This window comes from Shimia aestuarii (assembly GCF_022814865.1).
Taxonomy (GTDB): Bacteria; Pseudomonadota; Alphaproteobacteria; order Rhodobacterales; family Rhodobacteraceae; genus Shimia; species Shimia aestuarii_A.
This window is the reverse complement of record NZ_JAKVRD010000001.1, coordinates 45,417-57,565: the sequence shown is the minus strand read 5'-3', so window position 1 is coordinate 57,565 and position 12,149 is coordinate 45,417. Positions and strand designations below refer to the sequence as shown.

Annotated in this window: 10 protein-coding genes; 1 reads left to right on the top strand and 9 read right to left on the bottom strand. The window is 64.8% G+C overall.

Translation table 11 applies throughout. From position 1 onward, the window contains the following. Nucleotides 1-59 precede the first annotated feature (59 nt). The gene (urtA, locus tag MK745_RS00285) at nt 60-1,340 is read right to left on the bottom strand and encodes an urea ABC transporter substrate-binding protein (protein WP_243611272.1); all 1,281 of its coding nucleotides are present in this window, start codon (nt 1,338-1,340) and stop codon (nt 60-62) included. Between the two features lie 513 nt (nt 1,341-1,853). Here urtA and ilvD point away from each other — a divergent pair. Continuing rightward, complete coding sequence (gene ilvD, locus MK745_RS00280) at nt 1,854-3,707, top strand: dihydroxy-acid dehydratase (protein ID WP_243611271.1); 1,854 nt, start codon at nt 1,854-1,856, stop codon at nt 3,705-3,707. Between the two features lie 159 nt (nt 3,708-3,866). Here the strand turns inward: ilvD and MK745_RS00275 are convergent, their stop codons facing one another. The 8 genes from MK745_RS00275 to MK745_RS00240 form a co-directional block, all read right to left on the bottom strand. Further along, a complete protein-coding gene (locus MK745_RS00275) occupies nt 3,867-5,042 on the bottom strand; it encodes a thiolase family protein (protein WP_243611270.1) in 1,176 nt (391 codons plus the stop codon). Beyond that, a complete protein-coding gene (locus MK745_RS00270) occupies nt 5,023-6,531 on the bottom strand; it encodes an AMP-binding protein (protein WP_243611269.1) in 1,509 nt (502 codons plus the stop codon). Before MK745_RS00270 ends, MK745_RS00275 begins: the two co-directional genes overlap by 20 nt. 7 nt (nt 6,532-6,538) lie before the next feature. Then, nucleotides 6,539-7,072 carry a biotin transporter BioY gene (locus MK745_RS00265; RefSeq protein ID WP_243611268.1) on the bottom strand — a complete coding sequence of 178 codons (534 nt, stop codon included), beginning with the start codon at nt 7,070-7,072 and terminating at the stop codon, nt 6,539-6,541. A 72-nt stretch (nt 7,073-7,144) separates the two neighbouring features. Continuing rightward, on the bottom strand, nt 7,145-7,747 hold the full coding sequence (locus tag MK745_RS00260) for an energy-coupling factor transporter transmembrane component T family protein (protein ID WP_243611267.1): 603 nt from the start codon (nt 7,745-7,747) through the stop codon (nt 7,145-7,147). Further along, nucleotides 7,747-8,421 carry an energy-coupling factor ABC transporter ATP-binding protein gene (locus tag MK745_RS00255; protein WP_243611266.1) on the bottom strand — a complete coding sequence of 225 codons (675 nt, stop codon included), beginning with the start codon at nt 8,419-8,421 and terminating at the stop codon, nt 7,747-7,749. The genes MK745_RS00260 and MK745_RS00255 overlap by 1 nt, the downstream gene beginning before the upstream one ends. 118 nt (nt 8,422-8,539) lie before the next feature. Further along, entirely contained in the window at nt 8,540-9,802 is a 1,263-nt protein-coding gene (locus tag MK745_RS00250; RefSeq protein WP_243611265.1) for a SulP family inorganic anion transporter, read from the bottom strand. 126 nt (nt 9,803-9,928) lie between these two features. Then, the gene (locus tag MK745_RS00245) at nt 9,929-10,606 is read right to left on the bottom strand and encodes an NYN domain-containing protein (protein WP_243611264.1); all 678 of its coding nucleotides are present in this window, start codon (nt 10,604-10,606) and stop codon (nt 9,929-9,931) included. A gap of 138 nt (nt 10,607-10,744) precedes the next feature. Further along, the gene (locus tag MK745_RS00240; RefSeq protein WP_243611263.1) at nt 10,745-12,148 is read right to left on the bottom strand and encodes a TRAP transporter large permease; all 1,404 of its coding nucleotides are present in this window, start codon (nt 12,146-12,148) and stop codon (nt 10,745-10,747) included. Nucleotide 12,149: the final 1 nt, after the last annotated feature.

Here is a 12,149-nt window from a genome sequence, read left to right as displayed (position 1 = left end):
GAAAGGGGCGTCAGGAAAAGAAAGGGGGCCGGAGCCCCCTTTCCGAGAGGTCGATCAGATCAGTAGTTCGACTGAATCTGCACGCAGGAGTTGGTGTCGGTGTTGTACATACCGCAGCCGAGGTCTTTCCAATCCGATTTCAGAACCGCAGATTCCGGCAGGAAGTCGGTCCAGGCGTCGCCCGGAACTTCGGCGGTCTGGGAGATGATGTCGAACTGGCCATCTTCCTGAATCTCGCCGATGAGAACCGGCTTGGCGAGGTGATGGTTCGGCAGCATCACGGCGGTGCCGCCGGTCAGGTTCGGAACCTCGAGGCCATACATCGCTTCGCGCACGGCATCGACGTCGGTCGTGCCAGCCGCTTCGAGCGCTTTGATATACATGTTGAAGCCGATCACATGCGCTTCCATCGGGTCGTTGGTCACGCGCTCTTCGCCCATTTTGGCTTTCCAAGCGGCGATGAATTCCTCGTTGAGGTCGCTCTCTGCCGACTGGAAATAGTTCCAGGCGGCGAGGTGGCCGACGAGGTTGGTGGTGTCGAGGCCGGAGAGTTCTTCTTCGCCGACCGAGAAGGCGACGACGGGAATGTCGTCGGCGGAGACGCCGGCGGCGGCGAGTTCTTTATAGAAGCCGATGTTGGCGTCGCCGTTGATTGTCGAGATCACACCGACCTTTTTGCCGTCCGCGCCAAGCGCCACAACGTCCGCGACGATCTTGGACCAGTCGGAATGGCCAAACGGGGTATAGTTGACGAAGATGTCTTCCTCGGCGATGCCTTTGCCCTTGAGATAGCTTTCAAGGATGTTGTTGGTGGTGCGGGGATAAACATAGTCGGTGCCGAGGAGGGCGAATTTCTCGACGCCCAGTTCCTCGAGGAAATAGTCGGTGGCGGGGATCGCCTGTTGGTTGGGCGCGGCGCCGGTGTAGAAGACGTTCTTGGAGCTTTCTTCGCCCTCATATTGCACCGGGTAGAAGAGGAGACCGTTCAGTTCCTCGATCACCGGCAGCACCGATTTGCGCGAGACGGACGTCCAGCAGCCGAACATCACGTCAACTTCTTCGACGGTCAGCAGTTCGCGCGCTTTTTCGGCGAAGAGCGGCCAGTCAGAGGCCGGATCAACGACCACGGCTTCGAGCTGTTTGCCGAGCACACCGCCTTTGGCGTTCTGCTCTTCGATGAGCATCAGCATGGTGTCTTTCAGCGTCGTTTCGGAGATAGCCATGGTGCCCGAGAGCGAGTGCAGGACGCCGACCTTGATCGTGTCGTCCGCTGCGAGCGCCGAGGAGGCGAGGCCGGCCATGACCAGCGAGCCGGCGAGCGTGTTCTTAAGAAAGTTCATAAGTGTCTCCCAGCAGGGCTTTTTGCCGCGCTCCCCTTGCCGCAATGCGCAAGAAAGCCTAGCTCGAGCCCTGCAACATGTGTTGCGTAACGTGTGGCGGCCTGTTCGAGGTCCAAGTCGTCTGGCCGTCACACTCCCCAAGGGTCTGGCGAGCGTTCCCTCTGGGCGCCCTTACAGTTTCTGCGTTGCGGCAATCCGGCAAACATATGCGGTGAAAAACCGGGCGAAGGACCGTGGTTGCCCTTTTTGCGGGCAGTCTTGAGGGGGGATTGCCTTCGGAATAGGCGGTTTGAGGCGCGGTGCGGTGCGCAGCCTGCCTGATTTCTGCGCGTCTTGCGCCGGGCGCGTTGCGAGCAGCCGGATGATTCCGCGCCGTGGGGGGCGGACAATATTGGCGCGAAAGCGGTGCGAGAGGGTAACAATGTTGCCAAACTCCCTTGCAAATTGTTGTTCTCGGTGGCACGTCCTCTTTTCAGCCCCGCGAGGGGATGCGCGATATCCGAGGAGAGCCCGATGCCTGATCTTCGTTCCAAGACATCCACCTTTGGCCGCCGTATGGCCGCAGCCCGTGCGCTTTGGCGCGCGACAGGCATGCAGACCGAAGATTTCGGCAAGCCGATTGTCTGTGTCGTCAACTCGTTCACCGAGTTCGTGCCCGGCCACGTGCACCTCAAGAACATGGGGTCTCTGGTCGCGGAAGAGATCGAGAAAGCGGGCGGTGTCGCCAAGGAAATGAACACGATCGCCGTCGATGATGGGATCGCCATGGGCCATGACGGGATGCTTTATTCGCTGCCGTCGCGCGAAGTCATTGCCGACAGCGTCGAATATATGGCCAATGCCCATTGCGCCGATGCGCTCGTGTGTATCTCGAACTGTGACAAGATCACGCCGGGGATGCTCATGGCGGCGATGCGGCTCAACATCCCGGCGATCTTCGTTTCGGGCGGGCCGATGGAAGCGGGCAAGGTGCTTCTCAAGGATGGCGAGCATAAGGCCGACCTCGTGACCGCCATTGTCGGTGCGACCGATGAGGATCGCAGCGAGGACGAGGTCAACAAGCTCGAACGTTCGGCCTGTCCGACCTGTGGTTCGTGCTCGGGCATGTTCACGGCGAACTCGATGAACTGTCTTGCCGAGGCGCTTGGCCTCGCGCTGCCGGGGAACGGCTCGCTTCTGGCGACACATTCCAAGCGCCGGGGGCTTTTCGAGGAAGCCGGGCGCAAGATCGTGGAGCTTTGCGACCGCTGGTACAAAGACGGCGACGAAACCGCCCTGCCGCGCGGGATTGCGACCTTTGACGCCTTCGAGAACGCCATGGCGCTCGACATTGCGATGGGCGGGTCAACCAACACGGTGCTGCACCTCCTTGCCATCGCGCATGAGGGCGAGGTCGATTTCACCATGGCCGATATGGACCGGATGAGCCGTCAGATCCCGCATCTGTGCAAGGTGGCGCCGTCGACGCCGCTCTATCACATGGAAGACGTGCACCGCGCGGGCGGGATCGCACGGATCATGGGCGAGTTGGATCGCGAGGGCAAAATCCACCGCGATTGCGCCACGGTGCATGAAAAGACCATGGGCGAGTTCATCGACAAGTGGGATATCCGCCGCGAAACCGCGGGCAACGAGGCGCGCGACCTGTTCATCGCCGCGCCGGGCGGTGTGCGCACCACGGAAGCCTTCAGCCAGTCGCGCATGTATACCGAGCTTGACCTTGATATCGAGGACGGCTGCGTGCGTGATTTCGGCAATGCCTATTCCGAGGAGGGCGGTTTGTGCGTGCTTTTCGGCAATATCGCCGAGCAGGGCTGTATCCTGAAGACGGCGGGCGTCATCAAGGAAATGTATGAATTCGAAGGCACCGCAAAGGTCTTTGAATCCATGGAAGACGCGATGCATGGCATCCTCCAGAACGAGGTTCAGCCCTATTCCGTCGTGGTGATCCGCTACGAGGGGCCGAAGGGCGGGCCGGGGATGCAGGAGATGCTCTATCCGACCGCCTACCTCAAGTCGAAGAAGCTCGACACGACCTGTGCCTTGCTCACCGATGGCCGGTTCTCGGGCGGCACCGCGGGGCTTTCGATCGGTCACGCCTCGCCGGAAGCGGCGGAGAAGGGGGTCATCGGGCTTGTGGAAGATGGCGACAAGATCAAGATCTCGGTGCCGAACCGCACGATCCATCTTGATGTCAGCGACGAGGAGCTTGAACGTCGCCGTGCGAACCACCCGCAGGCGGATCGCAAGTTCTGGAAGGCGGAGGGGCGGCCGCGGGCCGTGTCCAAGGCGCTCAAGGTCTATGCGGCGCATGTGTCGAACGCCTCGCTCGGGGCGGTGCGCCAGATCGACGAAGACGACGTGTAAGGCCGTTTCTTGGTCTTATTGGAGCGGGGTCGCCTTGAGCGGCCCCGTTTTGCATTTGGGGGGGGGCGTTTTCTTGGAAAGAAAACGGGAGGGGCCAGCCCCTCTTGCCTGCCAAGGCAGGCAATTCACCCCGGGATATTTTCGGCAAGAGGAAGAGGATCAGGGGGTGAGAGGGCGGAAGGCAGCGGTCAGCCCTTGGCCACCGCCGATGCCGATCATGGCCATGGCGAGCGCGCCCTCGGGGGCAGTTTGCGAGACGGGGCGCAGTTGCGCGAAGAGGCGGGCCACGAGGATTGCTCCGGAGGCGCCGAAGGGATGGCCGAGGGCGATGGCGCCGCCGTGCGGGTTGGGAAACGTCTCGGGGAGGTGGAGTGCGTCGAGGCACGCCAGCGCCTGCGCGGCAAAGGCTTCGTTGAATTCCAGATGGGTCAGCCGGTCGAGCGACAGGTCGGGGCGGCGGGAGAGGAGTTTTTGCGTCGAAGCGACAGGGCCGATGCCGAGGAGGTTCGGATCTACCCCGGCGGCGGCGGCGTCCTCGAAACCCAGCGCATAGGGCAGCCCGGCGGCGCGGGCACGGGCGCGGGAGGTCACGACGAGAGCCGCTGCGCCATCGTTGAGGGGGCAGGCATTGGCGACGGTGACCGTGCCGTCCGGGGTAAAGGCCGGGCGCAGGCGGGCGAGGCGGTCGGGTGTGAGGCCGGAGCGGGGGCATTCGTCGAGGGCCTGGCCCGCGAGGGGGGCGATCTCGGCGTCGAAGGCGCCCTCGGCTTGTGCTGCCAGTGCGCGGGCGTGGGAGCGCAGGGCGAAGGCGTCTTGCCGGTCGCGCGAGACGGAGAAACGGGCGGCGACGGTATCGGCGGCGGCGCCCATTTCGGGGTCGCCAATGGACTCGGGGGAGAAACGCGCGCGGTCGTAGGGCAGCGGCGCGCCGCCATCGTGGGCGGGCAGGGCGCGCAAGGGTTTGCGGCTTTGGCTTTCGACGCCACCTGCGAGGTAGAGGTCGCCAGCGCCGGATTGCACAAGGCGGCAGGCGAGGATCACGGCCTCAAGCCCTGCGCCGCATTGACGGTCTACGGTGAGGCCGGGCACGGAGACATCGTCCCAGGCGGTCAGGGCCGAAAGGCGCGCGACATTGCCGCCGGGGCCAGCGGCATTGCCGAGGATCACGTCGTCGATCTCGGCGGGTGCGAAGGGTGTGTCGGCCAGCGCGGCGGTGAGGGGCGCGGCGGCGAGGTCTTCGATGTCGAGGTCGCGGAACATGCCCCCGGCGCGGCCGATGGGGCTTCGCCGGGCAGCGACGATGACGGGGCAGCGCTCAGGCGGTAAGGGGGACAAGGCGCGCATCCTCTTTCTCGATCCAGTCCATCAGGGTGCGGCGGTCGGGTTTGCCGCTGCTGGTCAGGGGGTAGTCTTCCAGCATAGCCACACGGCGCGGGATTTTATAGCGCGGCAGGCGCGGGGCGAGATGGGCGCGTAAGGCCGCAAGGGTGGTGTCGCCGGTGAGGAGCGCGACGAGGTCTTGGCCACGGGTCGGATGGGGCAGACCGAGGACCACGGCGCCGGTCACACCGGGGCAGGCGGCGAGCGCGGTTTCGACCTCTTGTGGATAGACGTTGAGGCCGGCGGTGACGATCATGCCGCCTTCGCGCCCCATGAGGGAGAGCGAGCCATCGGGGTTGATCCGGCCAAGGTCGCCCACGGTCGCCCAGTCCCCCTCGCGGCGAAAGCCTGAGCGGGTATTGGGTGTGAGGTAACCGTCGATGGCGAGGTCGCCACGGGCAAAGATGGCGCCGGTTGCGCCCTGCGGCAGGGCGCGGCCTTCGGTTCGGATCGACAGGGCCACATGGGGAAAGGGATGGCCCACGGTGTCGGGCGGCGCGGAGGAGCCGTGGGCGTCGTGGCGCGAGAGGCTCAGGAAGCCAAGCTCGGAGGCACCGTAATATTCATAGAGCGTGGCGGTGGGGAAGGTTGCGCGTGCGGCTGCAAGGAGGGCAGGGTCGAGCTTGGCCCCGGCGGTGGTGATGTTGGTCACGAATGGCAAGGGGGCGTGGCGGGTGAGCGCCTGAAGGAGCGCAGGCACGGCGACGAGGCGGGGTGCTTCGGCCTTGAGAAGGGCGCTTGCGGCGGGAGCGTCGAAGCGGGGCAAAGCGTGGAAGGTTGCGCCATTGTCGAGGGTTTCGGCCAGCGCATAGAGCGTCACCCCGTGGGCGAGAGGGCCGGGGGCGAGCGTGTGGCTTTGGTCGGTGAGGCCAAAGGCGGTGCGGCTTGCATCGAGGGAGGCGCGCCAGGAATGGCGGGAGCGGGCGAAGGCCTTGGGACGCGAGGTTGTGCCGGAGGTGTAGCCGACGAGGAAGGTTTCGTCCGGCGCGCGCGGCAGGGGCGCGGCGGGAGCGGTCGCGAGAAGGTCCGGGAGGGCGGTCTCGACGGGATAGGCGGGGATCGAGAGGCGCGCAGCGGCGGCGCGCAGAGCGGTTTGATCGGTAAGGCAGAAGAGCGCGTCAGGGCGCTGCGCTTCGAGCGCCGCAATCAAGAGCGCCTCGGGCCATTGGGGATCGAGGAGCTGCACTGCGTGGGGTGTCGAGAAGGCTGTCGCCAAGAGGGGAAGCGCGGCGGCGTGGTTGCCTGTGGTCAGCGCAAAAAGACGGGCCGGGGCTGAGAGTGTCAGGCCGGGGTGTTCGCGGGCGGGCAGGGCACGCAGGGCTGCATCAAGCCGGGCGGTTTGATCACGCAGGGCGGCATAGGAGAGCGCCGTGTCGCCAATGCAGGCCGCCAGCGCCTCGGGGCGCTGGCGGGCGTGGGTTTCAAGGGCGGTGCCGAGAGGCACGCCGACCTCAGAGCGCGGGATAGGCGCGGCGGATGCCGCGCGTCACGATTACGGCGATCGCCACCTTCACGAGGTCGCCGGGTACGTAGGCCAGCATGATCATCACCGCCTTGGACAGCGGCAGCTTCGCGACCACGGCCATCCACGGGATACCGATGGCATACATGACGAGAATGCCGCCGATGGCAATGGCCACGGCGAGGCGCAGCGGGGATGTCTCGGCGCGTCCAACGAGCCAGCCGATGACGGCGGCACAGATCGGCCAAGCCACAACGAAGCCGCCGGACGCCCCGGCGAAGATGCCAAAGCCGCCGCGCCCGCCGGAGAGAAGCGGCAGGCCAATGGCGACGAGGGCCACAAAGAGAAGCATCGCGAGGCCACCGCGGCGCGCACCGGCGATCGCGCCTGCGAGCATGACGCCGAGGCTTTGGGCGGTGATCGGAGGCAGGGCGAGGCCTGCGAAACTAATGGGCGGAACAAGGCCGAGGGCGGCGGTCAGAGCCGCGAAGAGGGCGATGTAGACGATGCTGCGAGTGTCCATGGGTGTGTCCTGTGCGTATTTTTCAGGCAGGGATACGTGACGGGCGACAAGATCGCAAGCCTGCGTTGGAGATCAGGCGCGGGGATCGTAGCCGCGCGCTTCGATCGCGTCGGCGATATCGTCGGCCATTTTCAGGGTGCGGATGGCGACCGGCAGGGCCGTGGCGATCACCGAGCGTTCGAGTCCACGGGTCTTTTGTGCCTCGCGCACGTCGGTCGTAATTTGGCCGAGCACGGGGATGAAACGCAGGGCAAGAGAGATCGCGAGCCCGACCTTGGCCGGGTTGACGCCGAGCGGGCGCAAGAGCGCAAGCGCGCGGGTGATCGTGTCGATCATGTCGGAGGCGCGGGTGGTCAGGGTCACCAGACTTGCCAAGAGGATCAGGGCCGCGAGGCGCAGCACGACGAAGGCCGCGAGCACCGGGCCGGAGAGCCAGTATTGCAGAGCGAGGAAGATGACGAAGATGGGCGCCAGCGGGCGCAGTTGCACCAGCGCGTCGCCCAGCGTCAGCCCGGCGAGGCGATAGAGCGCGAGGGTCAGTAGCAATGCGCCTAGGACGAGAGGCAGGCTCTCGACCAAGAATAGCGCCGTCCCTGCCGCCATCATCACGAGGATCTTCGGCCCCGGAGAGAGACTGTGTAGGGGGGATGTGCCGGGGCGGTAGAGGTCGAGCATCAGGCCATGCGCTCCACATAGAACGGCAGAGCGGCGGCGGGGGTGTCGTCGGCGACGATGCGCCCCTCGTCAAAGACAAGCACGCGGTCAAAGCCTTCGAGCAGGTCGAGATCATGGGTGGCGAGGATCACCGTTTGTGCAAGTGCCTCGAGCGCCGCGGCGATGCGGCGGGTGTTGCGCAGGTCAAGCAGCGTCGTGGGTTCGTCCAGCACGAGATAGGCCGGGTCCATGACGAGGACGCCGGAGATCGCCAGAAGCTGTTTCTGGCCGCCAGAGAGGAGATGGGCGGGGTGGTCGCGCAGGTCGCTCAGGTCGTAGCGCGCGAGGATGGCGTCGGTCTTGCGGGCGATCTCGTCCTTGGGCAGCCGCAGGTTCTTCATTCCGAAGGCGAGGTCTTCGGCGACGGTTGGAAAAACGATCTGGTTGTCAGGGTTTTGAAACACGAAGCCGACCTTGCGGCGCACCTCTTTGCCCTTGGCGCGCGTGTCGAGACCGTCGATACGGACGCTGCCGGAACTCGGCAGGACGAGGCCATTCAGGAGCCGCGCGAAGGAGGATTTTCCCGAGCCGTTGGCGCCGATGATGCCGATGCGGCGCTCGGTCAGGGACAGCGAGATATCGTGCAGCACGGTGCGGTCGCCATAGGCGAGGCGGACGGTTTCGATCTCGATCATGGTGCGGGTCCAGATGCTTCGTTGAGGCGCTCATACACCAAGGACGGCGGCGGTTGAAGCGTCGGACGCCTCCGGCGGGAGTATTTGGACAGAGAAGAAGGGCGGGGGGCGTATGGGGTTAGCGTTCCGGGTCGGACCAGTCGGAGGCGGGGACATGGCGGGTCTGCATGCGCAAGGCAAGGCCGAGGGCCACGCCAACGCCGATGGCGACGGTGAGGTCGGCGAGAACGGTCAGGACGAGGGTCAGAAGCAGGAGGAGTTGATGCGCGCGTGGTTCCGAGAGGTAGCCACGCCATTTATGCGGCTCGCTCATGTTCCAGGCGGTCAGCAGGAGAAGGCCAGCGAGGGCGGGCATGGCGAGGTAGCCGACCAATGGCGCGGCGAGCCGCATCACAAGGAGGATTGTCACGGCATGGATCAGGCCAGAGACCGGCGTCTTGCCGCCCGCGCGGATATTGGTCGCGGTGCGGGCGATGGCGCCGGTGGCGGGCAGGCCGCCAAAGAGCGACGAGCCGATATTGGCCGCGCCTTGTGCCAGAAGCTCGGCGTTGGGGCGGTGCTGGCCCGCGATCATGCGGTCGGCGACCATGGCCGAGAGCAGCGATTCCACCCCGGCGAGGAACGCGATGATGAGCGCCGAGGGCAGGAGTTCCACGATGCGGGCAAAGGAGAGGTCGGGCACTTGTGGGACTGGTAGGCTATTGGGCAGGGCGCCGAAGCGGGAGTGGATCGTCTCCACGGGAAGGCCCGCGACGGCGACGATGGCAGAGGTCAATGCGACGGCGACGATAAGGCCGGGAAGGCGCGGGGCGAGGCGACGAAAAACAACGATCAAGACCATGCTGGCCAGCCCTATCGCAGTTGCTGCGGGGGAGAGCGTGTCGCGAGCGGCCCAGAGCGCGGTTGTTTTCTCAAGGAATTCGGCGGGGACATGGGCGAGTTGCAAGCCCCCGAGGTCTTTGATCTGGCTGGTGGCGATGATGACGGCGATGCCGATGGTAAAACCGTTGATGACCGGCTCGGGGATCAGGCGGATCAGGTTCCCGGCGCGGAAATAGGCGGCGACGAGCAGGATCAGCCCGGCCATGAGCGTGGCAAGGACAAGGCCGTCATAGCCGTGTTCCATGATGACGCCGAAGACGACGACGATGAACGCCCCTGTGGGGCCGCCGATCTGCACCCGGCTCCCGCCGAGGAGGGAAATCAGGAAGCCGGCGACGATGGCTGTGATGAGCCCTTTTTCCGGGCCTGCACCGGAGGCAATGGCGATGGCGAGGGACAGGGGGAGGGCGACCATAGCGACAGTGATCCCCGCGAGCGTGTCGCGCAGCAGGAGAGACCATGAATAGGTGGTCAGTGTCGTCAGGATCTTGGGCTTCATGCGCGGACGTTAGAGGCTCGGTCCGTCGAGAGTCCAGTCGTGGAAATCGAAAAGGGCCTGCCCGGCTGACACGTCCGACGCCTCCGGCGGGAGTATTTGGCAGAGAAGAAGGGGGGCAGCAGGATGTCAGGCGACGGCGGCGAATCCTTCGGGGCGGAAACGGGCCATGGCCTCGGGGCCGCGCGGATCGAGTTCGAAGAGGGCGGGGCGTGCTAGAAGATAGGCACGCCATGTCTTTTCTGGGGAGGAGCTGATCTTGATACCGTGCTTGCGGTGCATTTCGCGAGCGAGGTCGGTCATGCGCATTCCCTTGCCGCCGGTGCTATGGGCGGCGATCATCGAGCGGATTCTAAGGTCGAGATCAGTGTGGGACTTGGTGCCAGGTTCGACAAGTTGGACCGTTGGGCGCGGGCCAAGTTCGACGAAGTGATGTCCGCTTGCCCGGAAGGGGGCGGGGGCCTTGGCCTCTCCGGCCGTGATCACCTTGGCCTGATGTTCGCGCAGGCGTTGGGCGAGGTGAGCGAAGTCGCCATCGGATGACGCGATGACGAAGTTCATGATGTGCTGGGTGAGGAGGATCTCCATCGCGTCGAGCGCGAGCAAGAGGTCTGCCGCGTTCTTACCGGTGCCAGCGTGGATCACGCGGAACGCGGGGGCCTCGTGCCAGGCGTCGTTGCGCTGGGCGTCGAGATAGGTGCGGATGACGGTCGGGGTTCCATGCTTGCGGGCGATGGCGAGGATCGCGCCCGCGTATTTCGCATTCAGATTGTCACCATCGACGAGCACGGCCACTGGTTCACTCATGACTACTCTCTAACATTCTTGATACCCGGCAAATGAAGCAGGGGAATTTGGCGAGAGTGGGGCGCGAGGGTGCCTTTTGACGAAAAGAGCCGCAGCACGAGAGGCCGCGGCTCTTGTCAGGGTGACGGGGTTGCTTGTTCAAGACGCCAAGGATGGCAGCCAGAGCACGATTTGTGGGAAGGCGATGAGGCCTGCGATGGTGAGGGCGTCGGCGACGAAGAAAGGGGTCACGCCTTTGAAGACGTCCTGTACCGAAAGGTCATCGCGCACGCCTGCGACCACGAAGCAGTTGAGGCCGATGGGGGGCGTGATGAGGCAGAACTCGGCCATTTTGACCACGAGGATACCGAACCAGATCGCGCACATGGTGCCGTTCATGCCGAAGGCGCTATCGGCGGCTGTCACGTATTCGCCGCCATTGAGCGCCATCACCGCCGGATAGACGACGGGCAGGGTCAACAGCAGCATGCCGATCGCGTCCATGAACATGCCGAGCACGGCATAGCCCAAGAGGATGCAGATCAGGATCGTCATCGGCGAATAGTGCAGCGAGGTGATCCAGTCGGAAAACGCGCCTGGCAGGTCTGCAAACCCGAGGAACCGCACATAGATCAGCACGCCCCAGATGATCGTGAAGATCATCACGGTGAGCTTGGCGGTTTCCAGCAGGGCCATCTTGAGTTGTGGCCAGCGCATACCACGCCAGAGCGCCATGCAGAAGACGATGAAGGCGCCGATCGCGCCGCCCTCAGTGGGCGTGCCCCAGGCCTTTTCGCCGAAGGGGTTGTAGACGAAGAAGATGATGATGATCACCACGGCGAGGATCGGCAGGGCGGGCGGCAGGGCGGCGAAGCGTTCGCGCCATGTAAAGCCCGTGACCGGAGGGCCGACATTCTTGAAGATCAGGGCGATGCCGACGATTAACGTGCCGTAGACCACGGCGGAAAAGGCGCCGGGGACGAAGCCCGCGAGCAGGAGCTTGCCGACGTCCTGTTCGACGATGATGGCATAGATCACGAGGATGGCCGAAGGCGGGATCAGCGAGGCGAGCGTGCCGCCCGCAGCGACGACCCCGGCGGCGAATTGCTTGTTATAGCCGATCTTCAGCATCTCGGGGATGGCGATACGGGCAAAGACCGCAGCGGTCGCGACGGAGGCGCCAGAGACGGCGGCAAAGCCCGCGGTGGCGAAGACGGTCGAGACGGCGAGGCCGCCCGGAAGCCATGCAAGCCAGCGTTTGGCGGCCTCGAACAGGGCCTTGGTGAGGCCTGCGTAATAGGCGAGGTAGCCGATCAGGATGAAGGTCGGGATCAGGCTCAGCGTATGCGAGGCGACCTTGGAATGGGGCACGGTGCCGGCCTGTTTTGCGGCGACGGTGAGGGCCCAGTCGAATTGGTCCATGGCGAAGTTCTTCTTGGACCAGAAGATGAGGATCAGGCCGACCATACCTGCAAGCGCAGCGGCAAAGGCGACGCGCATGCCGATGACGACCATGACGAGCAGGCCAGCGGTGACCCAGAGACCGATTTCGATCGAGTCCATG